Source organism: Aliiroseovarius conchicola (assembly GCF_041403445.1).
Classification (GTDB): Bacteria; Pseudomonadota; Alphaproteobacteria; order Rhodobacterales; family Rhodobacteraceae; genus Aliiroseovarius; species Aliiroseovarius conchicola.
This window is the reverse complement of sequence record NZ_JBGEHL010000002.1, coordinates 285,710-309,302: the sequence shown is the minus strand read 5'-3', so window position 1 is coordinate 309,302 and position 23,593 is coordinate 285,710. Positions and strand designations below refer to the sequence as shown.

Annotated in this window: 21 protein-coding genes and 1 tRNA gene; 12 read left to right on the top strand and 10 right to left on the bottom strand. The window is 56.5% G+C overall.

Going from position 1 to position 23,593, the window contains the following annotated elements:
- Window positions 1–8 precede the first annotated feature (8 nt).
- From prfA to V6N04_RS04415, 3 genes are all read left to right on the top strand, one after another.
- The gene (gene prfA, locus V6N04_RS04425; protein WP_371168922.1) at window positions 9–1,064 is read left to right on the top strand and encodes a peptide chain release factor 1; all 1,056 of its coding nucleotides are present in this window, start codon (window positions 9–11) and stop codon (window positions 1,062–1,064) included.
- A complete protein-coding gene (prmC, locus tag V6N04_RS04420; protein ID WP_371168921.1) occupies window positions 1,061–1,909 on the top strand; it encodes a peptide chain release factor N(5)-glutamine methyltransferase in 849 nt (282 codons plus the stop codon). The genes prfA and prmC overlap by 4 nt, the downstream gene beginning before the upstream one ends.
- Window positions 1,910–2,186: 277 nt before the next feature.
- Window positions 2,187–2,747 carry a DUF4167 domain-containing protein gene (locus tag V6N04_RS04415; protein ID WP_371168920.1) on the top strand — a complete coding sequence of 187 codons (561 nt, stop codon included), beginning with the start codon at window positions 2,187–2,189 and terminating at the stop codon, window positions 2,745–2,747.
- A 29-nt stretch (window positions 2,748–2,776) separates the two neighbouring features.
- Here the strand turns inward: V6N04_RS04415 and V6N04_RS04410 are convergent, their stop codons facing one another.
- The 4 genes from V6N04_RS04410 to fabI form a co-directional block, all read right to left on the bottom strand.
- The gene (locus V6N04_RS04410) at window positions 2,777–4,456 is read right to left on the bottom strand and encodes a saccharopine dehydrogenase family protein (RefSeq protein ID WP_371168919.1); all 1,680 of its coding nucleotides are present in this window, start codon (window positions 4,454–4,456) and stop codon (window positions 2,777–2,779) included.
- Window positions 4,449–4,850 (bottom strand): thiol-disulfide oxidoreductase DCC family protein, encoded by a 402-nt coding sequence (locus V6N04_RS04405; protein ID WP_371168918.1) that lies wholly within the window; start codon window positions 4,848–4,850, stop codon window positions 4,449–4,451. Before V6N04_RS04405 ends, V6N04_RS04410 begins: the two co-directional genes overlap by 8 nt.
- A gap of 105 nt (window positions 4,851–4,955) precedes the next feature.
- Window positions 4,956–5,459 (bottom strand): xanthine phosphoribosyltransferase, encoded by a 504-nt coding sequence (gene gpt, locus V6N04_RS04400; RefSeq protein WP_371168917.1) that lies wholly within the window; start codon window positions 5,457–5,459, stop codon window positions 4,956–4,958.
- A gap of 11 nt (window positions 5,460–5,470) precedes the next feature.
- Window positions 5,471–6,289 (bottom strand): enoyl-ACP reductase FabI, encoded by an 819-nt coding sequence (fabI, locus tag V6N04_RS04395; RefSeq protein ID WP_371168916.1) that lies wholly within the window; start codon window positions 6,287–6,289, stop codon window positions 5,471–5,473.
- A gap of 168 nt (window positions 6,290–6,457) precedes the next feature.
- Here fabI and pdxH point away from each other — a divergent pair, with 168 nt between their 5' ends.
- The 6 genes from pdxH (at window position 6,458) to V6N04_RS04365 (ending at window position 13,506) form a co-directional block, all read left to right on the top strand.
- The gene (gene pdxH, locus V6N04_RS04390) at window positions 6,458–7,063 is read left to right on the top strand and encodes a pyridoxamine 5'-phosphate oxidase (RefSeq protein ID WP_371168915.1); all 606 of its coding nucleotides are present in this window, start codon (window positions 6,458–6,460) and stop codon (window positions 7,061–7,063) included.
- 114 nt (window positions 7,064–7,177) lie between these two features.
- Complete coding sequence (locus tag V6N04_RS04385) at window positions 7,178–7,717, top strand: cold-shock protein (RefSeq protein WP_371168914.1); 540 nt, start codon at window positions 7,178–7,180, stop codon at window positions 7,715–7,717.
- Between the two features lie 50 nt (window positions 7,718–7,767).
- On the top strand, window positions 7,768–8,226 hold the full coding sequence (locus V6N04_RS04380; RefSeq protein WP_371168913.1) for a DUF192 domain-containing protein: 459 nt from the start codon (window positions 7,768–7,770) through the stop codon (window positions 8,224–8,226).
- 80 nt (window positions 8,227–8,306) lie between these two features.
- Window positions 8,307–8,383, top strand: a tRNA-Pro gene (locus V6N04_RS04375).
- Between the two features lie 720 nt (window positions 8,384–9,103).
- Window positions 9,104–12,805: a vitamin B12-dependent ribonucleotide reductase gene (locus V6N04_RS04370; RefSeq protein ID WP_371168912.1), complete on the top strand. Its 3,702-nt coding sequence runs from the start codon at window positions 9,104–9,106 to the stop codon at window positions 12,803–12,805.
- 413 nt (window positions 12,806–13,218) lie between these two features.
- On the top strand, window positions 13,219–13,506 hold the full coding sequence (locus V6N04_RS04365) for a hypothetical protein (RefSeq protein WP_371168911.1): 288 nt from the start codon (window positions 13,219–13,221) through the stop codon (window positions 13,504–13,506).
- 110 nt (window positions 13,507–13,616) lie between these two features.
- On the opposite strand, the gene ilvN is transcribed toward V6N04_RS04365, so the two are convergent.
- The 6 genes from ilvN to V6N04_RS04335 all read right to left on the bottom strand — a co-directional run bounded on the left by ilvN (window position 13,617) and on the right by V6N04_RS04335 (window position 19,198).
- Window positions 13,617–14,183, bottom strand: a complete 567-nt coding sequence (gene ilvN / locus V6N04_RS04360) for an acetolactate synthase small subunit (RefSeq protein ID WP_371168910.1) — start codon at window positions 14,181–14,183, stop codon at window positions 13,617–13,619.
- Window positions 14,184–14,196: 13 nt separating this feature from the next.
- Window positions 14,197–15,951 carry an acetolactate synthase 3 large subunit gene (locus V6N04_RS04355; RefSeq protein ID WP_371168909.1) on the bottom strand — a complete coding sequence of 585 codons (1,755 nt, stop codon included), beginning with the start codon at window positions 15,949–15,951 and terminating at the stop codon, window positions 14,197–14,199.
- 391 nt (window positions 15,952–16,342) lie between these two features.
- Window positions 16,343–17,182 (bottom strand): arginyltransferase, encoded by an 840-nt coding sequence (locus tag V6N04_RS04350; RefSeq protein WP_371168908.1) that lies wholly within the window; start codon window positions 17,180–17,182, stop codon window positions 16,343–16,345.
- Between the two features lie 145 nt (window positions 17,183–17,327).
- Entirely contained in the window at window positions 17,328–17,816 is a 489-nt protein-coding gene (locus tag V6N04_RS04345; protein WP_371168907.1) for an RDD family protein, read from the bottom strand.
- A 90-nt stretch (window positions 17,817–17,906) separates the two neighbouring features.
- Entirely contained in the window at window positions 17,907–18,434 is a 528-nt protein-coding gene (locus tag V6N04_RS04340) for a DUF2852 domain-containing protein (RefSeq protein WP_371168906.1), read from the bottom strand.
- Between the two features lie 290 nt (window positions 18,435–18,724).
- The gene (locus tag V6N04_RS04335) at window positions 18,725–19,198 is read right to left on the bottom strand and encodes a YbaK/EbsC family protein (protein WP_371168905.1); all 474 of its coding nucleotides are present in this window, start codon (window positions 19,196–19,198) and stop codon (window positions 18,725–18,727) included.
- Between the two features lie 130 nt (window positions 19,199–19,328).
- On the opposite strand from V6N04_RS04335, the gene V6N04_RS04330 reads away from it, so the two are divergent.
- The 3 genes from V6N04_RS04330 (at window position 19,329) to V6N04_RS04320 (ending at window position 23,591) form a co-directional block, all read left to right on the top strand.
- Window positions 19,329–22,130 carry a [protein-PII] uridylyltransferase family protein gene (locus V6N04_RS04330; RefSeq protein WP_371168904.1) on the top strand — a complete coding sequence of 934 codons (2,802 nt, stop codon included), beginning with the start codon at window positions 19,329–19,331 and terminating at the stop codon, window positions 22,128–22,130.
- Window positions 22,131–22,159: 29 nt separating this feature from the next.
- Window positions 22,160–22,432 carry a hypothetical protein gene (locus V6N04_RS04325; RefSeq protein ID WP_371168903.1) on the top strand — a complete coding sequence of 91 codons (273 nt, stop codon included), beginning with the start codon at window positions 22,160–22,162 and terminating at the stop codon, window positions 22,430–22,432.
- Between the two features lie 283 nt (window positions 22,433–22,715).
- Window positions 22,716–23,591 (top strand): hypothetical protein, encoded by an 876-nt coding sequence (locus V6N04_RS04320; protein WP_371168902.1) that lies wholly within the window; start codon window positions 22,716–22,718, stop codon window positions 23,589–23,591.
- Window positions 23,592–23,593 lie beyond the last annotated feature (2 nt).

Here is a 23,593-nt window from a genome sequence, read left to right as displayed (position 1 = left end):
CCGCCAAGATGGTTCCTTTGGAAAAACTCACAGCGATCACGGAACGGTTCGAGTTTCTGGAAGCACGCATGGCTCAGGGCCTGTCGGGCGATGAAATTGCACAAGCCGGTCGCGAATATGCCGAATTGAAGCCTGTGGTGGACGAAATTGCGGGCTATCGGCGCCTGTTGGATGACATCGCTGAAGCCCAGGCGATGATGGACGATCCCGACATGCGCGAACTGGCCGAAGAAGAGCTACCGGCTTTGAAAGAGCGTCTGCCTGTGGTGGAACAGGCGATGCGCCTGGTTCTGTTGCCCAAAGACGCCGCTGACGCCCGCCCCGCGATGATCGAAATTCGCCCCGGAACAGGTGGTGATGAGGCATCTCTTTTTGCCGGGGATTTGCTTCGGATGTACCAGCGCTATGCCGAGGGGCAGGGTTGGAAATTCGAGATTATGGAGCAATCCCTGACCGAACTTGGTGGTGTCAAAGAAGTTGTCGCCCATGTCAAAGGCGACGGCGTATTTGCACGACTGAAATACGAAAGTGGCGTGCACCGGGTGCAACGTGTACCCGAAACCGAAAGCGGGGGGCGCATCCATACCTCGGCCGCGACTGTCGCGGTGCTGCCAGAGGCCGAAGACGTTGATATTCAAATCGATCCGGGTGATATCCGTATCGACACGATGCGTGCATCAGGATCAGGTGGACAGCACGTGAACACGACCGACAGTGCCGTGCGGATCACCCACTTGCCCACGGGCATCATGGTGACCAGTTCAGAGAAAAGTCAGCACCGAAATCGAGAGATCGCGATGCAGGTCCTTAAGACGCGACTGTTTGATCTTGAACGACAGCGAGTGGACGACGAACGCGCCGCTGACCGCAAGGCGCAAGTCGGGTCGGGTGACCGGTCCGAACGCATTCGCACCTATAATTTTCCGCAAGGACGCATGACGGATCACCGGATCAATCTGACGCTTTACAAACTTGATCAGATCATCGCGGGCGATTTGGACGAAGTTGTCGACGCCCTGACCGCCGAGGATCAGGCCGCCAAACTGGCCGAGCTGGATGGATGACCACCGGGTCTGCGCTTCTGGTTGGGGCCGTGCGCCGGTTGAAAGCCGCAGGTGTCGACGATCCCGCGCGTGACGCGCGCATCCTGCTGGCCTATGCCATCGGCATTGAACGAAGTCGCCTGACACTTGTTTTGCCCGATGATGTCCCGGAAGTTGCCGAAGCGGCGTTCGAACGGGCCATCGAGGCCCGCACCGCTCGCCAGCCCGTCGCACAGATCACCGGGTCACGCGCGTTCTATGGCCGCGATTTCATTGTCACCAGCGACGTGCTGGACCCGCGTCCAGATACTGAACTTTTGGTTGACTTGGCGCTGGGGCAACCGTTCGAAACGGTGCTGGATCTAGGTGCGGGTTCAGGTTGTATCCTGCTGACATTGCTTGCAGAAAATGAAAAAGCAAGCGGGCAGGGGGGGGATATTTCACCGGCAGCTCTGGACGTTGCTCGGCGCAACGCAGCCCTCTTGTCTGTTGAAGATCGCGCGGAGTTCCGGCTTGGATCATGGTTTGATTCGTTAGAGGTTGGACAGCGGTTTGACCTTATCGTTTCGAACCCGCCCTATATCACTTCGGTCGAGATGAACGACCTTTCCCCCGAGGTGCGAAACTGGGAGCCGCATCTGGCGCTGACACCCGGCGGTGATGGTCTTGCGGCATACCGGGAGATCACGCAAAAGGCGGCGGATCATCTGGAGCCGAACGGCTGGCTGATGGTCGAAATCGGATCGACACAAGGCTCCGCTGTTCAAGCGCTCTTTCAACAGGCGGGGTTTGGCAAGGTCAGTGTCCAGAAAGACCTAGCAGGCCATGATCGCGTCGTCACCGGCCGCATTGTCGATCCAGCGTAGAGAATCACTTCGTTAACGCATCGACACGGACCAATTTCGGTGCGCAAACCTACCAAAACCCGGCAAAAAACCCCGCTCGCGCCGGTTTTGCGCAGATAAGTCTTGTGTTTCGCGCATCCACATGACAATCAGGATACAGTAGCGTTGCAGTCCTTGCGACAGCCGCCGCTGGTAAGCCCTACAATTCGAACGCTAAGACGCAGATTAGTGTCATGTTCGAAATCACAGCGCGTCTTTAACGTCGCGCGTTGAAAGCTAAAGCTGGAAGCACAAGCTTATGAGATCGTCCAAATCACGTTCGCGCAACAAGTCGAACCGTAACCGGAACAATCCGGGAAATGTAATCAACCGCGTCTATGACAGCTCGGGTCCCGAAGGCAAAGTTCGCGGTACGCCCCAGCAGATTATCGACAAGTATACCCAACTTGCACGCGACGCTTTTTTGTCGAACGACCGGGTGGCAGCCGAGAATTTCCAACAGCACGCCGAGCACTATACGCGGTTGCTGAGCGAAGCTCAGAAAGAGATGGAAGCGCGCCGCCTGCAGTCTGATCAGCAGAACCGTGAACGTCAGCAACGCGAGCGAGAAGAGCGCGAGGCGCGTGCCGAACGCAAAGCGTCGCAAGAAGTTGCCGGCGAAGGCGAACAACCCGATATCTCAACCCAGCCCGAACCGGTTGCAGACGATGCGGATAGTGGCTTGGTCGAGACGCCCGAAAGCAAACCCAAAAAGCCGCCAGCGCGCGCCCGTAAGCCCCGCAAGCCAAAGGCCGAAGCGCCAAGCGAAGACGCCGCGCCAGACGCAGGAACGCCAGACGCACCGGAAGCGGCTGAGTAACCTCAAAACGCTTAAAATGCCCGCTTAGATCATTTGGTCTGGCGGGCTTTTTCGTGCGGTTGTAGATGTCCTTTGTAATGCACCAGCAGCCCGACAAGTGGTAGGCCGATCGCGACATCAAATTGAAATCTGCCATCTGCTTGCGTTTCTTGAGTTTGGCTTTTGGGAAGCATCCATTTTGGCAGCGGAATGCCAAAGGCCCAGCCTTTGGTAATAGGATATTCAAGATTTGCGTCCGACGCTTGCAAGTCGATAACAAAGCGAAACGGGCCAAACCGTTCTGTGACCGTTCCCGATTTTGGCGAGCCCCAAAGTTTCAGAATCGAATGAAAAACCTGATCGCCAAACCGTCGCGTCCAAATTTCGCGGTCTCCGGATCGTTTCATATGAACTGTCACTGGTACAGACGACCCTTTTGAGGGAAAGCCGATCAGTTTGCGCACGATCGCCGACAGGCGAGAGGGTCCAACCCCAACACTGGACGTCCCTGACCACACACTGACATCCAGATTGTCGTGCAGGGCGCGGACCTGTTCGGGCAGGACGTCATAGAGATCGCCAAGCGCGTGTTTGAAAAGCGGTGCCGCGGGTTCTGTTGCTCGTCCCGCTGCGAGGTTCAAGTGCTTCCCACTATCCATGACCTCTTGCGTTGAAAAGAGCGACAGGCAAGGCCGCGCGCCTGCCGACAGCATGCCAGACAGAATTTTGTCACACAGGATACGTGCGGGAAGTGTGGGGATATGTGGGCCGTCACCTGCTTCGGCCAACAGCGTCCACTTACGTATCTCTGCTTGCCCGCTCGGCGTTTCACCCAGAACGCGTACAATCATGCCGCCCTGATCCGAGCCAAAGGGCTCAAATCGCTTGGCAATCCACAGAAGCGGTGCGGCAAGCGATCGTAAACTGCGAACGAGTTTCCACCGGGTCAGAAAGCTTAGCATCCACAAACCGAATTGAAGCGTCTTCAACTCCAGCCCGGCCCGGAAATGGACGGTTTCGGCCCCAAAGTGATCAGGAAACAAACGTAGGTCGGGCGCGCCGATGAACGTCGACCAGCGTGCATTCAGCGACCGGCCATCGGGCAGTGCAAGGCGCTCTAGTCTGGGCGCAGACCAGCCAAAAACAACGGCCTTCTGTCCTGCCTCTTGGATCTCAATCGGTTTCCCGACCTGAGACAGTATCGCCTGCATCACCGAACGGCCTCGTGGTGCGCGATTGCCGGGTAAAATGGTGCTTTCGATGCGGATAATGCGCTCAAGACCTTGGCTAAGGTCGTTCACTGCAGCAGACGACATGCCGGGAACGCTGGAAGCACCCGACACAATGATCAGTCCCTTTTCCTTGGCGACGGTGTCAAACTGGGCAATTCCCGCGGTGAATTCCGCGTCGTCTGACAGATCAACGTAGTGAGCACCGCATTCCAGCGCGGCGTGAACAACAGAATACTCTGGTGAACTGTCGGGTGATTGGAATGGACCGGCTGCATCAATGACTATGTCAGGTGCGATGTCGCGTATCCGATCGGTCAAATTAAGTGACGTTCGATCAATCGAAACGGGGGTCCCACCGTGCTTACGACAGTACTCCTCCGCTTTTTCTAATGATCGTCCTGCGACAAAAACTTGGGCCTCGGATTGCTGTAGCAAAGCGGTGCTCAAGTACCCTCCGAATACGCCGTACCCGCCGATAATAAGGATGCGATTAGTCAATCACTCGACCCTTCAACTCTGCGCTGGGAAGGGGGCAGCTGCGACGGCCAAATACATATCGATTGCGGGCGATGCGGTCGTACATCCAATCAGCAATCGGTTTTGGGATCGCCTTCAGAACAAGCAGTGCGCGCCAAGGCCACCCTAACGCGCCCATCGCGGCGCAAAAAGCTGCGAGTTTTACAAAGGAGGTGCCGTCGACCCGGACGATGTTCGTGCTCCAGTCATCAGGATCAAGCCCGTGCTGAATATACAGGGCGCGTCCGGCCTCGGATTGCGCGGTGACAAAATGAAAACGCATCCCTTTGTCGTGTTTGGCGATAAACCTCGCAAAGCCCGAGCAAAATATGTACTCGGCATCAAACACAATTAAATCACCACTCGTATTGGACATCGCCCTTACCGCCTTAATGCTACCATGAAGGTAGCAGGCGTTACTGTGTATTCAACAACTTACGCTTTGAGCGTGACGATTTAACTCAGAGAACGTCGCGCGGTGTTAATCGGTTCCGCGATAGGGCTCGACATACTGCAGCGCCATGTCCCAGGGGAAGAAAATCCACGTGTCCTGGCTGACTTCGGTGATGAAGGTATTCACCATCGGGCGGCCTTTTGGTTTGGCATAGACCGTTGCGAAATGCGCCTTTGGATACAGGGCTTTGACCAGTTCCAGCGTCTTACCACTGTCGACCAGATCGTCGATGATCAGAATACCTTCACCGTCGCCCATCATCTTGGCATCCGGGGCTTTCAGCACCTCTGCCTCGCCTTGTTCCTGATGGTGGTAGGACTTCACCGAAACGGTATCAACCTTGCGGATGTCCAGCTCGCGGCTGACGATCATCGCAGGGGCCATGCCGCCACGGGTGATGGCTACAACTGCGCGCCATGCACCATCGTCGGGGCCTTGCCCGTCAAGGCGCCAAGCCAACGCTCGGCTGTCGCGGTGGATTTGATCCCAGCTGATGTGGAAACCTTTTTCGTGGGGCAGGCGGTCGCTCATCAAATGGTTCCTTACTTACGGCCAGTGGTCACGTCGATATCAGGCGCATCAACCGCTTTCATGCCGACGACATGATAGCCGCTGTCCACATGATGGGTTTCGCCGGTCACGCCACCGCCAAGGTCTGACAATAGATAGAGGGCCGAGTTGCCCACGTCCTGAATGGACACGTTACGACGGAGCGGCGAATTAAGCTCGTTCCATTTCAAAATGTAACGAAAATCACCAATGCCAGAGGCGGCGAGTGTCTTGATTGGCCCCGCCGAAATCGAGTTAACGCGGATACCGTCCTTGCCAAGATCCTCGGCCATATAACGAACCGAGGCTTCCAGCGCGGCTTTGGCGACGCCCATGACGTTATAGTGTGGCATGACCTGCTCGGCCCCGTAATAAGTAAGGGTCAGAAGCGAACCGCCATCGGGCATCATGTCGGCCGCGCGACGGGCAACTGCCGTGAAGCTGTAGACAGAAATATCCATTGTCATGCGGAAGTTTTCCGGGCTGGTGTCGACATACCGACCCCGAAGCTCGTTTTTATCAGAAAAACCAATAGCATGGACGACAAAGTCCAGCTTGCCCCACTTTTCTTCCAAAGTGTTGAAAAGCGTGTCGATCGATGCTTGATCAGATACGTCGCATTCCACAACAATGTCCGATCCAAGCTGAGAGGCCAGCGGGTCAACGCGCTTTTTCAGCGCCTCGCCCTGATAAGAAAATGCAAGCTCGGCACCGGCGTCGGCACAGGCCTTGGCGATGCCCCACGCGATGGACTTATCATTGGCCAGCCCCATAATCAGGCCGCGTTTGCCCTTCATCAATTCCGTCGACATTGTGGTTCCCCGTCCCGAGATACTGCGTTAAGTCCGTTTAGGCGATTGGCCGTGTATCTTCAAGTGTGCCCGCTAACACCTGCAACAGGATTGTAACAGAGTTGGCACGGAACCGCGCAGGCCATATGTTCAGCTAAGCGCGGGTAATGCGACGAAAAGGAGCGTCTGATGACCGAACGGGGTGGAATTTTTGCAGGTGATGATCCGTTCGTGATCGCGCGTTCCTGGTTGGGGGAGGCATCCAAGTCGGAACCCAACGACGCAAATGCGATCGCCTTGTCGACAGTAGATGCGGATGGCATGCCCAATGCGCGAATGGTGCTTTTGAAAGACATCGAAGACGACGCGTTTGTTTTCTACACAAACTATGGGTCGGCTAAGGCGCAAGAGCTTGATCACGCCGGTAAAGCCGCTTTTGTGATGCACTGGAAAAGCCTTCGAAGACAGGTGCGTGTGCGTGGTACGATTGAGAAGGAAGAGGGGGATCAAGCAGATGCCTACTATGCCTCACGTTCGCTAAAAAGTCGTTTGGGCGCATGGGCTTCGCAGCAAAGCCAGCCTCTGGCATCGCGCGCTGCATTGATGGCCGAGGTCGCGAAGGTGACCGCGGCGCAGGGCACCAACCCGGCACGTCCACCGTTCTGGGGCGGCTATCGGATCCGGCCAACAGAAATCGAGTTCTGGGCCGATGGCGCGTTTCGTCTGCATGATAGGTTTAAGTGGACACGCTATGGGTGTAATTCACCCTGGTCGATTGTGCGACTAAACCCTTAGTTCATTGGTGTTTCCGTGCTATACCTGCCTAAAAGTATAGGTGTTTAAGGCTTGCACCCCGATTTCAAACACACCAATAGTGTGGCGGGGATGTGAATATTTTAGAGGAAGACGATGGCGCAAGATACAGACGCGCATGAGCCAATTGTGTTGCGTGGCCAGGTCAAATGGTTTGATCCAAGCAAGGGTTTTGGGTTTGTGATCGCAGACGAGGGTGGAGCAGATATTCTGCTTCACGCCAATGTGCTGCGGAATTATGGACAAAGTTCGGTCGCGGATGGCTCGCGGATCGAAATCACTGTGCAGTCAACGGACCGCGGTCGTCAGGCCGTGACAGTGGTGTCGATTGAGCCGCCTGAAGCCGATGGTACACATGACCTGGAGGAGTTCAGCGAAGGTTTGGTGGATCCCGACAGTGTCGGCCCATTGGAGCCAGCTCGGGTCAAGTGGTTTGACAAGGCCAAGGGATTTGGATTCGCGAACGTCTTTGGCCGGTCTGAAGATGTGTTTATCCATGTTGAGGTTTTGCGCCGCTCGGGTCTTGCAGATTTGCAACCGGGTGAGGCCATAGGGTTGCGCTCGGCCGACGGAAAGCGCGGATGTATGGCGGTCAGTGTCTCGTCTTGGGATGCCGCCGTCGATCACGAAGACTAGGCGCTGTGGCGATCCGCGGGATATCAATCAAGACAATATGGGCGCCCTTTGTGGGCGCTCTTTTTCTGTCAGGTCAGTTGGCAAGCGCTGCAGATTGTGACCCGGCCTATGCTGACCTGAAAGGCGATTGGGGGCAGGCGCGTTTCAGCGTCGAGGTCGTGGACACGCCCCGCAGCCGCGCACTTGGACTAATGGGCCGCGAAACCATGGCGCAAAGCCATGGCATGCTGTTTTTGTTCGAAGCGCCGCAAGAGGTCAGTTTCTGGATGAAGGACACACTGATTCCTTTGGACATGTTGTTTCTTCACAGTGATGGCACCGTCGCCCGCGTGCATGAAAATGCCGTTCCCCATGACCTGACCCTGATCCCCGGTGGGCAGGATATTCTGGCAGTGCTGGAGGTCAACGGCGGTATTGCTGACCGGTTTGGTATCAACGAGGGCACGGTTCTGCGCCATCCCATGCTGGACCAAGACGCGGCCGCATGGGCCTGCGATAGCGCCAAGTGAAACGATTGATGCGGCGAAGTGGCGAAAGGGCGATTTTTGCTCTTTTCTTCCCGTCGAACCCTCGTTAAGGAGAGGGCGTTCGGGGCGTAGCGCAGCCTGGTAGCGCGACGGTTTTGGGTACCGTAGGTCGCAAGTTCGAATCTTGCCGTCCCGACCACTTCATCCACCATCTATACCGACCGGCAAGCCGCGTGTGTGTCGTAAGCCCAGCGGCGGACCTAAGGCGTCATATCCGGTTGCCAGATATGTCGCAGATGATTCTCCCTCTGACAGGTGCTGGGCATGTGATTGACCGATTGATTCGAGTGCGCAAAAGACACAGTCTTGGGCCAAACCCGTTATTTTCCACGCTCACGAAATAATCTTGCGAAACTCGCGGGAAACCCTTTCGAAAAAGATGACGCCGGGACAGGTTTGGCAGATGACGGTTGCTCTGCCTGTGGACAACAATTCAGGTGATACTTTTCGTAATGCGCGTAAGTCCGCCGTTTTTTTGACTAATTCACCAAGCAGGCAAAGGCGGGGTGGCGTCCGGAATCAATTTGTTAATTTTGGACGGCCCAATCTTGGTCATGCGTCAACGCAAAAGAGTTGTGGAAAACTCACAAGTTTTTGTTGACCCGATAGGGTATCCTACGCCAACTTGTGGGCGCTGGTCATCAAGCCACAACATATAGTGGCGGCAGGTTAAAGCGGGACAGTGAAACAAATTTGACAGAGCCTTTCGTTGGGCACCTTACTCCGGGGCAGATTTAACCGCCTCCGGCGCTGGAAACTGTTGTCTTGGATCCGTCCTTCGGGATCAGCAAAGAGTATTAATAAGGTGAAGGCGCGCCAAGACGCGCACCGCCACAGCGCACGAAGGACCAGGGGCACCATGAAGATTGAACGCAAATTCACCAAAGCCGGAACAGATGCTTATTCCGAGCTGGATTTCATCACGACATCGTCGGAAATCCGAAACCCCGATGGGACGGTGGTGTTCAAGCTGGACGAATGTGAAGTGCCTTCTGCCTGGAGCCAGGTTGCGTCGGATGTGATTGCGCAGAAATATTTTCGTAAGGCGGGGGTGCCGGCTGCGCTGAAGCGTGTGAAAGAGAAGGGCGTTCCTGAATTTCTGTGGCGCTCGGTTCCTGACGACAAGGCGATGGCGGACTTGCCGAAACAGGATCGTTTCGGTGGCGAGACTTCTGCCAAACAAGTCTTCGACCGTCTTGCTGGCGCATGGACATATTGGGGCTGGAAAGGCGGTTACTTCACGACGGAGGAAGACGCCAAGGCCTATTTCGACGAGATGCGCCACATGTTGGCCAGCCAGCGCGCCGCGCCGAACTCGCCTCAGTGGTTCAACACGGGCCTGCACTGGGCTTACGGTATCGATGGTCCAGCGCAGGGCCACTACTATGTTGATCACAAGACCCGTAAGCTGACCAAGTCAAAGTCCAGCTACGAGCATCCACAGCCGCACGCCTGCTTTATCCAGTCAATCGACGATGATCTGGTGGGTGACGGGGGTATTATGGACTTGTGGGTGCGCGAGGCGCGCCTGTTCAAATACGGTTCCGGTACCGGCACCAACTTCTCGTCCCTACGTGCCGCGAACGAGCCGCTGTCGGGCGGCGGGAAGTCGTCGGGTCTTATGGGGTTCCTAAAGATTGGTGACCGCGCAGCGGGTGCGATCAAATCGGGTGGCACAACGCGCCGTGCAGCCAAGATGGTGATTGTCGACAGCGACCACCCGGATATCGAGGAATACATCAATTGGAAGGTCAAAGAAGAGCAGAAAGTGGCGTCGCTCGTCGCTGGCTCGAAGATGCACGAAGAGCATCTGAATCACATCTTCGCAGCCATTCGCGCTTGGGATGGTAAAGAAGAAGATGCCTATGACCCCAAAACCAACGAGAGTTTGAAAAGTGCAATTCGGGCGGCAAAAAAGGTCGCAATTCCTGAAGTTTACGTCAAACGGGTGTTGGATTATGCAAAGCAGGGCTATGGCTCGATTGAGTTCCCGACCTACGATACGGACTGGGATTCGGAAGCCTATGCGACCGTCTCTGGCCAAAATTCAAACAACTCGGTTCGTGTCACCGACGCCTATCTTAAGGCTGTCGAGGCGGATGCAGACTGGGAACTGATCCGTCGCACAGACGGCTCGGTCGCCAAGACCATCAAAGCGCGCGATCTGTGGGACCAAATCGGTCATGCCGCATGGGCTTGTGCCGATCCCGGCATCCAATATCACGACACGGTCAACGCGTGGCACACTTGCCCTGAAGATGGCGCGATCCGCGGGTCCAACCCGTGTTCGGAATACATGTTCCTGGACGACACGGCTTGTAACCTTGCGTCGATGAACCTGCTGACGTTCCTGAAGGACGGCGTGTTCCAAGCAGAAGACTACATGCACGCAACACGCCTGTGGACGATCACTCTGGAAATCTCAGTGATGATGGCACAGTTCCCATCCAAAGAGATCGCAGAGCGCAGCTTTGTATTCCGCACCTTGGGTCTGGGTTACGCCAACATCGGCGGTCTTCTGATGAACATGGGCTTCGGCTATGACAGTGAAGAGGGGCGCGCGCTTTGTGGCGCACTGACCGCGATCCTGTCTGGCGTCTCCTACGCCACCTCTGCCGAAATGGCGGGCGAGCTGGGCGCGTTTGAAGGGTATGAGCGCAACAAAGAGCACATGCTGCGCGTTATTCGCAACCACCGCACTGCCGCGTATGGCGCGACGGAAGGCTACGAAGATTTGGCGATCAAACCGCTGCCGCTCGATCTGAAAAACTGCCCCGATAGCAAACTGGTCGATCTGGCCATGGGTGCCTGGGACGAGGCACTGGCGCTGGGAGAAAAGCACGGCTATCGCAACGCGCAGGTCTCGGTGATCGCGCCGACCGGCACCATCGGTCTGGTGATGGATTGCGATACCACTGGGATCGAGCCTGACTTCGCCTTGGTGAAGTTCAAAAAGCTTGCTGGTGGTGGGTATTTCAAGATCATCAATCGTTCGGTGCCCGCTGCGCTTGAGAAATTGGGCTATGCCTCGTCTGAGATCGAAGAGATCATCAGCTACGCGGTCGGCCACGGCACGCTTGGCAATGCGCCAGGGATCAACCATACAACGCTGATCGGCCACGGCTTTGGCCAAAACGAGATCGACAAGATCGAGGCGGCGCTTCCATCGGCCTTTGACATCCGCTTTGTGTTCAACCAATGGACGCTGGGTGAAGAGTTCTGCACCAACGTGTTGGGCATTCCGGCTGAAAAGTTGAACAACCCCGATTTCAGCTTGCTGAGCCACCTTGGTTTCACCCGCAAGGATATCGAAACCGCCAACGACCATGTCTGCGGCACGATGACCCTGGAAGATGCACCGCACCTGAAGGAAGAGCACTACAACGTCTTTGATTGCGCCAACCCATGCGGCAAAAAGGGCAAGCGTTTCCTGAATGTTGACAGCCATATCTACATGATGGCAGCGGCGCAGAGCTTTATTTCTGGTGCGATCTCGAAAACGATCAACATGCCGAATGATGCAAGCATCGAAGACTGTCAAAAAGCCTATGAACTGTCGTGGTCGCTGGGCATCAAAGCGAATGCGCTTTATCGCGATGGATCGAAGCTGAGCCAGCCTTTGGCCGCCGCTCTGGTGGAAGATGACGAAGAGGCGGAGGAAATCCTCGCCTCTGGCTCCCCTCACGAGAAAGCGGTGACATTGGCGGAGAAGATCATTGAAAAGATCGTCGTCAAAGAAGTCGCCCGCGGACGTGAAAAACTGCCCGAGCGCCGTAAAGGCTACACCCAGAAAGCTATCGTTGGCGGACACAAAGTGTATCTGCGGACTGGTGAATATGAAGACGGCAATCTGGGCGAGATCTTCATCGACATGCACAAAGAAGGTGCTGGCTTCCGGGCAATGATGAACAACTTCGCGATCGCGGTGTCGGTTGGCCTGCAATATGGTGTACCGCTTGAAGAATTCGTCGACGCATTCACTTTCACCAAGTTCGAACCCGCGGGCATGGTGCAGGGCAATGACTCGATCAAAAACGCCACGTCGATCCTAGACTACATCTTCCGCGAATTGGCCGTGTCCTATCTGGATCGCACCGATCTGGCGCATGTCAAACCAGAGGGCGCGAGCTTTGATGATCTGGGACGTGGCGAGGAAGAAGGCGTCTCGAACGTACAAGAGATGACCGAAACTGCAGCGACTAAGTCTTTGGAAGTGTTGAAACAAATCAGCTCGACCGGGTATTTGCGCAAGCGGATGCCACAAGAGCTGATGGTGCTTCAAGGTGGCGCCGAGGCTGGCGCAACGGTCCTGACGGGTACGGATCCAGTGGGCGCTCTGAACACATTGGTTCCGGAAACTGCAACCGCGACATCAACTGAAACCATCGTCAGCGAAGCCTCGGTTTCGACCGGAACGATTAACAAGGTGGACGCCAGGACCAAGGCTAAAATGCAAGGCTACGAGGGCGACCCTTGTGGCGAATGCGGTAATTACACACTGGTGCGCAATGGCACCTGCATGAAATGCAACACCTGCGGATCAACCACAGGATGTAGCTAGGTTTCCGCTGATCCGGCTCGCGTCCCAGGGGGCGGGGTCAGCAGGAATAGGGTGGGGCGGTTGTTCGCCCTCCCACTCTGACACGGGGCGGGTGCGCTCGCCCCCTGACGCGGATAGGGCCGCAGGCAAATAACCCGGGCGGTACGAAACACGAGCCCTATCAGCGAAAACTAAGGGGTGCCTTCGGGCGCCCCCTTTTCTTTGCGCGCGGTCCTATTGTGTTTGTCGTTCAGTGTGATTCCGTGCTGCGTCGATTCATTAATTTCGACCAGAATCCGAGACAATTCCCCAGACACGGGGGCATTGTCCAGAAAAGGCCACAGACATGACGCAATAAAGTGTCGCATCAGGTGATTTTGCCCTGTTCCTGCCAAACCCTGTGGATAAGATATCTACTAGAAGTGGAGAAGGTAATGTTAGGCATAATCCTATGGTACAACGCCGAAAAGAGCGTTGGCTTGGTGTGGTGCGAAGATCAGGGGCCGCTGGCATATGTTGGCCCTGAGGTTAAAACACCAAAGGGGGTCGGCGAATTGGTGCGCGGCTCTCAGGTCAGATTTGACTACGACGAGGTCAGCGGTTTTCGGACCGTGCGACGCATCGAGGGGGTGGCGGTTGTGATGGGCGCCATGGATCCCGCGCTGTTGCTGGCAGGCTACGATCATCTGGCCGCGCGACCGGCTTTGCGGGTCGTCGCATAAGATAGGTGAGCGGGCCAGCTGCACGGCGGGTGGTCTGACAAGGAACCTCGGCCCTATGGTGCGTTGAGCACCCGCACTGATGCGGGTGCATTTACTGTGAGACTTTCGGTTTACGCGGGCGCGCCGCGCGATAAGGCAGCAACACCTGTGCGCGCAACCTCGATCAGCCCCAGCGGCCGCATCAAATCGGCGAAGGCGTCGATTTTCTCGGTCGTGCCGGTGATTTCGAACACGAAGCTGTCCAACGTGGAATCGACCACATTGGCGCGGAAAATATCGGCAAGACGCAACGCCTCGACGCGCTTTTCGCCTGATCCCTCGACCTTTAGCAACGCAAGTTCACGCTCGACAGATCTGCCTTCGACCGTCAAGTCATGGACCTCATGCACTGGTACGATGCGGCCCAGCTGCGCTTTTATTTGCTCAATCACGGCAGGCGTGCCGGTCGTGACAATCGTGATCCGCGACAGGTGGCCAAGATGGTCGACTTCCGCGACGGTCAGGCTTTCGATATTGTAGCCCCGCCCGGCGAACAGCCCGATCACGCGGGCCAGAACACCAGCTTCGTTGTCAACAACACAGGCTAGCGTGTGACTTTCGATGACATCCGAGTTTGGATCGCGCAGGTCATATGCGGACTTCTTGGACGAGCCTTTTTTGATCTTGAGTGCAGACATTTCTTGACCCTCCTTAAACCAACGTCGCGCCCGAGGACCCGATGACGCCCTGCGTCTCGGCTTCACCCAGAAGCATTTTGTTATGCGGCTCGCCTGATGGGATCATCGGGAAGCAGTTTGCGTGTTTCTCGACCAGCACGTCCAGAATGAACGGACCATCATAGTCGAGCATCTCTTGAATGGCGTCATCCAGCTCGGCCGGATCCGAGACCTGACGGCCCTTACAACCAAAGGCTTCGGCCAGTTTTACGAAGTCGGGTAGGCTTTCGGACCAGCTATGGCTATAGCGTTCGCCATGCAGCAGTTCTTGCCACTGGCGCACCATGCCCAATCGTTCGTTGTTCAGGATGAACTGCTTGATCGGTGCACGGAACTGAACGGCCGTGCCCATTTCCTGCATGTTCATCAGCCACGAGGCATCTCCCGCGACGTTGATCACCAGCGCTTCGGGATGCGCGATTTGCGCACCAAGCGAGGCGGGCAGGCCGTAGCCCATCGTACCCAGACCACCTGAAGTCAACCAACGGTTCGGGTCATTGAAGCCCAGAAACTGTGCCGCCCACATCTGGTGCTGGCCAACTTCGGTCGCGACATAGCGATCCTTGTCCTTGGTCAGCGCTTCAAGCCGTTCCATGGCGTATTGCGGTTGGATAACCTTGTCATCCTCTTGATAGGCAAGACAATCGCGACCCTTCCACTCATCGATCTTGGCGGTCCATTTGGACAGGCCTTCAGAGTTGGTCTTTCGGCCACGTGCCTTCCAGATTTTCAGCATATCTTCAAGGACATGGCCGACATCCCCAATGATTGGAATCTCGACATGAATGACCTTGTTGATCGAGCTTGGATCGATATCGATATGTGCCTTCTTCGAGCCCGGACTGAACGCATCCAGACGTCCAGTGATCCGGTCATCAAAGCGCGCGCCGACGCAGATCATCAGGTCGCAATCATGCATAGCCATGTTGGCTTCATAAAGCCCGTGCATGCCCAACATCCCAATCCAATGCTCACCATTGGCCGGGTAGGCGCCCAACCCCATCAAGGTCGAGGTGATGGGAAATCCGGTCGCGTCCACCAATTCGCGCAACAATTGACAAGCTTCAGGGCCAGAGTTGATCACGCCGCCGCCTGTATAAAATACTGGGCGTTTGGCGGTCTCCATCGCGGTCACCAATTCGGTGATCGCATCCTTGTCGCCTCGCAATTGCGGTGTGTAATGGCCGGTCTCGGCCTTGGCTGGTGGCGTGTATGTGCCAGTCGCGAACTGAACGTCTTTCGGGATGTCGACCAGCGTCGGTCCGGGGCGACCCGAGGTTGCCACATGGAACGCCTGATGCAGCGTTTCCGCGAGCTTATCCGTTTCCTTCACCAGCCAGTTGTGCTTGGTGCAGGGGCGGGTGATCCCAACGGTGTCGGCTTCCTGAAACCCGTCTGTACCGATCATGAAGGTGGGAACCTGTCCGGTCAGGACAACGATCGGGATCGAATCCAACAGTGCATCCGTCAGACCGGTCACAGCGTTGGTGGCACCGGGGCCCGAGGTCACCAGAACCACGCCGGGCTTGCCTGTCGAACGGGCATAGCCTTCGGCGGCGTGAACTGCACCTTGTTCGTGACGCACCAAAATATGGCGAATATCGTTTTGCTGAAACACTTCGTCATAGATCGGTAGGACCGCGCCCCCGGGATATCCGAATACTGTGTCGACACCCTGATCCTTCAGGGCTTGAACCACCATTTTCGCTCCGGTCATTTGACGTGTCATTACTCTCTCCGTTCCACGTGCGTTTCACACAAAAAAGCCCCCGATCATCGGGGGCGCATGGGGTACCTATATGGTGTCCGTTACCGGCCCATGCGCCAATTTCTCACAAGTACGAGGACGCTGCCCATTGCAGGTATTCCTTTGTCTTGCCCGCCAATAGATGCGCGGGGCTTTTCAGTTCCGTGGGCGAGACATTATGAGTGGGCGGGAGGGGCGTCAACAGGGAAAAGCGCGAATAATCTGTCGTGGAGGCGAAAAAATTGTAATTTTTAGTCGGTATGGCTGCCGTATTGCGCAATTAATGCAATTTTAGGTCGGCTTGTGCGCTGATTTCGGCCTGTTTCGATGTGATGTGGCAGAAGCGCGTGGTCCAGTGAAGCTGTGCCGGTTGCTAACGAACCGTGTCGGGCAAAGTTATTCCGGCCACTTGCTCGGCAATCGGATCAGTCGACAGGGGATGCAGTTCGGCGGAATAATCCTCGTCCCCTTTTAGCGCGGTCCATTGACCATTCCGATAAATCTCAAGCGCCGAGAAACTTGCCTTGTAGTCCATCTTGGGACTGCCGGGCACCCAATAGCCAAGGTAGACATAGGGCAATCCCGCTTCACGCGCGATTTCGATGTGATCGAGGATCATATATGTGCCAAGCGAGGTCTTGGTGCGATCGGGATCGAAGAAAGAATAGACCATGGACAGCCCATCATCGAGCACGTCGGTCAGGCAAACCGCCCGCAGAGGTCCAATCGCCTCATCGCCCGGATTTTGATGCGCGCCGCGTTCTGAATACTCGATTACTCGACTTTTGATCGGCGTCTCTTCGATCATCGCGGCGAATTCGAACACATCCATATCGGCCATGCCACCATCCGCGTGGCGTGTGTCCAGATAGTGCCGGAAAAGTTCGTACTGGTCTTCACTGGCCCAAGGTGCGCGGGCGCGGCGTTCCAGATCGTTGTTGCGCCGGATCGTGCGTTTTTGACCCTTAGTAGCGACAAAGTCGGCGACACGTATTCGGGCAGACAAGCAGGCAGAGCACTCAGCACATGAGGGGCGGTAAAGCACGTTTTGCGAGCGGCGAAATCCCTGCTTGGATAATGTGTCGTTCAAAGTGCTTGCGTGTTCGCCCTGCAAGGCTGTGAACAACTTCCGCTCCATCCGCCCGTCAAGGTAGGGACACTCTTGCGGGGCGGTGACATAGAATTGTGGTGCAAGCGGTAGTGTATGACGCATGACACTTTCGAAATTGTGTAAGTATACAGACGTTAGCCCGGACAGTCTGATGGGGCAAGACCCCAGTAATCACAAGGTAAATCACAAGATAAATGCGACACCCCTTAGGGTGCCGCATTCGTGAAACATTGATCGGATTTTGGTATTACCGACCGGCTTTCCGATTAAGGGCGGCTGTTCCAAAAAGCATGTCTCCCAACCCTTGACCGCGCGCCGTCGTGAACATCATCACGATCGAGATCAACTGCAGCACAAAAGTCGACATTGACACGAAATAGGCCAGGGTGTGCAGCGCGGCTGTCGAGCGGTCAAATTTCTCGCCCTTATGGGTGCGTAGCTCAATCGCGGTTAGACGCATACCGATGGTGGCGGATTTGTTGGTCAGCGTGGTCACGCGGTAGATAAAGCCGACTGCCAGATAGATCAGCCCCCATAGGAAAAAACCGATACCAAAGGTCAGAAGGCCAACAAGGATACACATGGCCACGATCAGCGCCACATCAATCAGCCAGGCGACGAGGCGCTTCATGGTGACGTCTTGATAAAACTCGGCCTGAGTCTCGGGATCAGGCAGGCCCCAATAAGGAGCGCGGCCGTCTTGATTGTCCTGAAACATGTGCGGGAAGTCTGACATTGTTGGTCCTGTGTGGTGTTTGGTAATCTGAAAGCCCGGCCCAAATCTGGGCCGGGCAAGTCGGTGCACGGTGACGTGCCTGTCGTCAGCTTACGACTTTTTCTTCTTTTTGTCGCGAGCGGGTTCGTCAAGAACCTCGATGTCTTCAACATCATCTTCAGCCATGTCTTCCGCATAGGCTTCATCGCGGGCGGTCCGGGCAGCTGTCACACGTTCGTCCATGAATTGGTCGAACTCGGACTTGTCCTTCGCTGCACGCAGGCGCTCAAGGAAGGCTTCAAAGGCTTCCTGCTCGCTCATCAAGCGGCGCAGGGTTTCGGCCTTATAGGCGTCAAACGCTGTGTTGCCGGAAGTCGAGAAACCATGGCGGCGCGCATAGCGAGCATCTTTCCAAGCTGTGGTTTCAGTTGACCGGTGACGGTTGCAGGATTTCGAAAACATGCGTTTGCTCCAGATCATGTAGGCAAGAAGGGCCAGCCCGACGGGCCAGAAGAAGATGAAACTGATAACCATGGCAGCGATCCAGGCGCCTTTACCGCGCTCGTCCAGCCATGCTTCGCTTCTCGCAAACCAGCCACGCGAGGCAGCAGGGAAGTCGGTTTGAGCGGCGGTGTTCATGGTAAGTCTCCGTTGTTTGTGTTGATGTGAATGTCTTTCACATGACTAGGATGTGGGTATTTTCCCCGTACCATCAAGAGTTAATGTGAAACTTTTTTACATTAATCTTGTAAGGATTTGAGTATTAAAGATAAAAGGGTTAAATAATTTATGAGCGCGCCGCTGTATATGAGCGCGGGCCACCGCGCTCCATCCCAATTTAGGCTGGAAAATGTCGCCAATGAACTGAGTTCCCGCGCCATAGTGGGGTGATCTTCGTTAGGATCGAGCTGTAGGCCGGAGAAGGTCTTTCAGCCTACTATAAAGTCTCCGGGCAATGCGCTTGCGGCCCTGATCAATTCGCTCGGCGAGGCGGGGAATACATGCCGTGGCGTACCAGCAGCAGCCCAAACGGTATCGAACGCAAGAAGCCGATCATCATAGAACGCGCGTACAGGGGCGATCAATCCAACGGGGGACACGCCGCCAATGGCAAACCCGGTTTCTGTACGGATCAGTTTTGCGTCTGCTTTGCCCAAAGGTTCATCTGCCAGAGCTGACGCTTTGCCGGTATCCACCTGATTACCGCCAGCGGTCAGGAACAGAATGACGTGGCCTGATTGCACACCCTTAAAGATGATCGACTTGGCGATCTGGTCGATCTCACACCCCACGGCGTTTGCCGCATCAGTAGCGGTGCGCGTCCCGTCCGACATTTCGCGAATGTCTGTATCGATTCCTAGATCAAGCAGAGCTCGCTTTACCCGGTTCAAGCTTTTGGACATGATGCGCCCCCAGTGATTATGGTCGCGGCACGTTACCTGATTGCAACGTCAGTGCAACTGGTTAACCCACAAGCAGGGTGCGTCCGTAAGGAAGGTTGACCGTCCTTTCTGTGCAGCGCAATTTGCCCCTATGAGTTCTGATCCGTTTTCCCGCCGTATTTGTCGATGTCCCATACCCTACGAGGCGGACCCAGCTTCTGAGATTGAGACGTTGTTTGCCGATCTGCCGCCAGATATGCGCGCGGTTCTAGCGGGGGCGGCAGGATGTTCGCCCTATCTGAAAGGGCTGCTTGAAAGACAAGCCGACTGGGTACGCAAGGCGCTTGACGAAGCGCCAGAGCGTGCGATTGCCAACTGCCTTCTAGACATCTCATACCATGCGGACAGTGAAGATGCCTTGCGTTCCACGCTTCGCATCGCCAAGCAACGCATCGCGCTGTTGACCGGTCTGGCCGATCTAGCGGGTGTGTTCACATTGGAACAGGTGACCGGCGCTCTGACCGATTTGGCAGACCGGGCCACCGACGCCGCGATAAAATTTCAGGTTGGTCGCGAGATCAAACGCGGAAAGTTGCCGGGCATGGGTGAAGACGACATCACCACGGCGGGCGGCATGGTCGCGATGGCAATGGGCAAGATGGGCGCGCATGAGCTGAACTATAGCTCGGATATCGACCTGATTGTGCTATTCGATGACAGCCGCTTTGAAGGGGATGATTTCCACGACGCCCGCGCGAGCCATATCCGCGCGACCCGAAAGATGAGCGCGATGTTGTCCGAGCTGACTGCGGACGGCTATGTGTTCCGCACAGACCTGCGCCTGCGGCCCGATCCGGCAGTAACGCCGGTCTGTGTCTCGATGGAGGCGGCAGAGCGCTATTATGAAAGTCTTGGGCGTACATGGGAGCGTGCCGCGCATATAAAGGCACGGCCCTGTGCCGGTGATCTCGATGCAGGCGATGCCTACCTTATGCGCCTTCGACCGTTCATCTGGCGCAAGCATCTGGACTTCGCCGCTATTCAGGACGCCCATGACATGCGCCTGCGTATCCGTGAACACAAAGGGTTGCATGGGGACATCACGCTGGATGGTCACGACATGAAGCTCGGGCGGGGCGGCATTCGCGAGATCGAGTTTTTCACCCAGACCCGCCAGATCATTGCCGGCGGTCGGGACGAGGGGTTGAGGCAACGTGGCACGGTACCGGGTCTGGCCGCGTTGGCCGACAAAGGGTGGATACCGGGCGATGTGGCGCAGGTGCTGACAGGTCACTACCGGTTCCATCGCGAAGTTGAGCACCGCGTTCAGATGATGCGGGACGCGCAGACCCACAAACTGCCGACAAGCGACGGCGAGTTTGATCGCCTCGCACGCATGATGGGCGAGGGGGACACGAAGGCCCTGAAGGCGCGCATACACGCTGCTCTAAGTGAAGTGCATGAGATTACAGAAGGGTTCTTCGCCCCAGATGGAACGGCCGCGGACAGTCGGGAACTGTCCGACACCGAGGCAGAGATCGTAAGCCGGTGGGAAACCTATCCCTGCTTGCGTTCGGCCCGTGCGGTCGAGATTTTCAACCGGTTGAAACCCGATCTACTGGCTCGGCTGGCCGATGCGCCCCGGCCGCACGACGCGTTGATCCAGTTTGACGGGTTTCTCTCTCGTCTACCCGCCGGTGTTCAGCTTTTCTCGCTGTTCGAAGCCAATCCAACACTTGTCGACCTGATCGTTGATATTGCCGCCACGGCGCCGGCGTTGGCGGCATATCTCGGACACAACGCGCAAGTGCTTGATGCCGTGATCGGTGGTGGGTTTTTTGAGGATTGGCCGGGTGTGGATGCGCTCGCAGGTGATCTGGCGACGCTCTTGGCTGCGCAGCCCGATTACGAGGCTCGGTTGGATACCGCACGCCGCTGGATGAAAGAGTGGCACTTCCGCATTGGTGTTCACTTCCTTCGCGGGTTGATCCATGCGCGCGAGGCAGGGCGGCAGTATACCGACCTTGCAGACGCGGTGATCCGGGCGCTTTGGCCTGTTGTTGTTGCGAATTTTGCAGCCAAACATGGCGATCCACCGGGGGCCGGCGCGGCGATCATTGGCATGGGGTCTCTGGGTGCGCGCAGCCTGACGGCGACCTCGGACCTCGATCTGATCATGATCTACGACGCCGAGGGTATCGAGACGTCCGACGGACGACGCCCCCTTGCGACGCGGCCGTACTATGCCCGCTTGACGCAGGCTTTTTTGACTGCGTTGTCGGCCCCGATGGCTGAAGGGCGGCTTTATGAAGTCGACATGCGCCTGCGCCCATCTGGCCGACAGGGGCCGGTGGCTACATCGATTGACAGTTTTCGGGCCTACCAGCGGGACGAGGCTTGGACTTGGGAGCATCTGGCGCTGACCCGCGCCCGCATCGTGACTGGCCCTGAAAGCGTCTGTCACGCTTTTGACGCCGCACGCACCGAAGTCATGGAGTTCTCGCGTGAGCCTTCCCACGTGGTCAACGATGTGATCGACATGCGCAACCGCATTGCCGAGGCGAAATCAGGTGGCGGTGCCTTGGACGCTAAATTGGGTGTCGGACATTTGCAGGATGTGGAATTGGTCGCCCAAGCCGCCACGCTTTTGTCGCCCGAAACGCCGCGCGATCCTGCATCGCAAATTGCGCAAGGCGTCGCAATCGGTTGGTTTACGGACGCTCAAGGGCAGGCGCTGGCAGATAGTCATGATCTGATGTGGCGATTGCAAGCGGCCTCGAAACTCTTGTCGGACGGTCCATTGGACCTTGACGCGCTTGGGAAGGGAGGTCAGGACTTGCTCTTGCGTGAGACCGGTGCCGAAAGTGAGATCGAACTGGTTCAGGATTTGGAGGCCAAGGCTCGGGCTGCAGCCCGTGCCATAGACGAGGTGCTGGCGTCACCCCCGGAATGACCGGGCTGCCGGGCATCAGGAGATACGTCATGAGTGATCTTAACAGCCAAGTCGACCCGCGCGGGTTGATCCGCGAAAGCTACCGGATCGAAGGGATCTCGGATGGCGAATGCCGCTCGATTTTTTTGGATTGGGCGCTGTTTGATGATCACGGGGCGTCGCAGCGTGACAACATCGTCGCGCTACTGGACCACTACGGCCCCAGCAATTCCGATCACCCAATGACAGCGGTTTTGAAAGCCGCGCTGGAAGATCAAGCGACGCCCAAGCGGCGTGGTGGGCGTCGTGGGCGGGTCGAATAGGCGCGACCCGGGATTCTCCTTACCTTGAGCTCTGCGGGCGTGAGGCTGCGCATGTCGCGATGGCTATACCTGTGAAGCGCGGATCTGCCGGACAGGAGGCCTTGACTGTTGATGGCTGCGGCGAGGACGTCTCGCCCCCCAGGGGCTGGAACGGGTGCTTGTAGCTTTAACAACTTTCTAAGGAAAATCGGGCAAAGTGGTGCACATTATGCATTTCGCGTCCCGATATTTATTCTCATACATCCTCTTTGCGCTGCTAATAGCGACGTCCGCCAGACCGCTGATGGCGAATGACGCGCAGCTCTGTGGTTCGATCAGTAAAGTCAGGCTGGATCAGCAGAGACTGGCCTCAGCCGACACTCTTGCTGATCCGTATGAAACGATGGCCCATGTTGCCCTTGTTTCCGCGCATCTCAGGCGCATAAATCGATCGAACGTCGGCAGCTCTGACGCCCTATTCCCGGTGATATCTGCACTGGACCGGGTAACGGGACGACCACAATTGGACAACGCAATGGTTGCTGCGAACCTTCGCCACAACCTGCCGGCCATATTAGGCGATCTGGACCGCATTGCGCCGCTGTTTGGCTGTCGTACGGATAAGCAGGCGATTGTTGGTGGAACGGCTAAGCCACTGGCCGTCTCAGATACCTTAACCGGACAAGCGGTGGATAGGTTAAAGCGTGCATCGCCGGTCGTAATCGGTGCATCAGTTGCGGTGGTATTGGCACTGATCATCGGTGCTGGGCTGGCCTTCCATTGGGGGCTGAGGGATCGGACAACTCGTCTGGTATGCCGCACACCTTTATTGATGTCGCGCGGCGCACAGTGCACGATCACCAACATTCTGGACATCAACCGTTCCGGCATGAAGGTTGAGGTCGCGCCTGAACACGCCGAACGGATGTGGTTTGACTTGTTTTTTTGTGGGCACAACACCAGGGGACAAGTGAAGTGGACAAATGCCTATTTCGCGGGCATCCAGTTTAAGTCGAAGATCTCGCCGCAAATGTTGAAGGACGTGATCGCAAAGAGCCGCACAACGCTAGAGGATAGCGGCTTGGCATCCAACGTGACCCCGTGCTTTTCGCACGGCTGCCATGAAACCTGTCCGCGACACCAAGCAACGGCGATCTCCGAAGGACAGCACAAGGATTGATC

Bases quoted from the DNA above. Each gene is read 5' to 3' on its own strand.
- prfA (WP_371168922.1), top strand. From the start codon at position 9: ATGGTTCCTTTGGAAAAACTCACAGCGATCACGGAACGGTTCGAGTTT.
- prmC (WP_371168921.1), top strand. From the start codon at position 1,061: ATGACCACCGGGTCTGCGCTTCTGGTTGGGGCCGTGCGCCGGTTGAAA.
- V6N04_RS04415 (WP_371168920.1), top strand. From the start codon at position 2,187: ATGAGATCGTCCAAATCACGTTCGCGCAACAAGTCGAACCGTAACCGG.
- V6N04_RS04405 (WP_371168918.1), bottom strand. From the start codon at position 4,850: ATGTCCAATACGAGTGGTGATTTAATTGTGTTTGATGCCGAGTACATA.
- gpt (WP_371168917.1), bottom strand. From the start codon at position 5,459: ATGAGCGACCGCCTGCCCCACGAAAAAGGTTTCCACATCAGCTGGGAT.
- fabI (WP_371168916.1), bottom strand. From the start codon at position 6,289: ATGTCGACGGAATTGATGAAGGGCAAACGCGGCCTGATTATGGGGCTG.
- pdxH (WP_371168915.1), top strand. From the start codon at position 6,458: ATGACCGAACGGGGTGGAATTTTTGCAGGTGATGATCCGTTCGTGATC.
- V6N04_RS04385 (WP_371168914.1), top strand. From the start codon at position 7,178: ATGGCGCAAGATACAGACGCGCATGAGCCAATTGTGTTGCGTGGCCAG.
- V6N04_RS04370 (WP_371168912.1), top strand. From the start codon at position 9,104: ATGAAGATTGAACGCAAATTCACCAAAGCCGGAACAGATGCTTATTCC.
- V6N04_RS04365 (WP_371168911.1), top strand. From the start codon at position 13,219: ATGTTAGGCATAATCCTATGGTACAACGCCGAAAAGAGCGTTGGCTTG.
- ilvN (WP_371168910.1), bottom strand. From the start codon at position 14,183: ATGTCTGCACTCAAGATCAAAAAAGGCTCGTCCAAGAAGTCCGCATAT.
- V6N04_RS04355 (WP_371168909.1), bottom strand. From the start codon at position 15,951: ATGACACGTCAAATGACCGGAGCGAAAATGGTGGTTCAAGCCCTGAAG.
- V6N04_RS04350 (WP_371168908.1), bottom strand. From the start codon at position 17,182: ATGCGTCATACACTACCGCTTGCACCACAATTCTATGTCACCGCCCCG.
- V6N04_RS04345 (WP_371168907.1), bottom strand. From the start codon at position 17,816: ATGTCAGACTTCCCGCACATGTTTCAGGACAATCAAGACGGCCGCGCT.
- V6N04_RS04340 (WP_371168906.1), bottom strand. From the start codon at position 18,434: ATGAACACCGCCGCTCAAACCGACTTCCCTGCTGCCTCGCGTGGCTGG.
- V6N04_RS04335 (WP_371168905.1), bottom strand. From the start codon at position 19,198: ATGTCCAAAAGCTTGAACCGGGTAAAGCGAGCTCTGCTTGATCTAGGA.
- V6N04_RS04330 (WP_371168904.1), top strand. From the start codon at position 19,329: ATGAGTTCTGATCCGTTTTCCCGCCGTATTTGTCGATGTCCCATACCC.
- V6N04_RS04325 (WP_371168903.1), top strand. From the start codon at position 22,160: ATGAGTGATCTTAACAGCCAAGTCGACCCGCGCGGGTTGATCCGCGAA.
- V6N04_RS04320 (WP_371168902.1), top strand. From the start codon at position 22,716: ATGGCGAATGACGCGCAGCTCTGTGGTTCGATCAGTAAAGTCAGGCTG.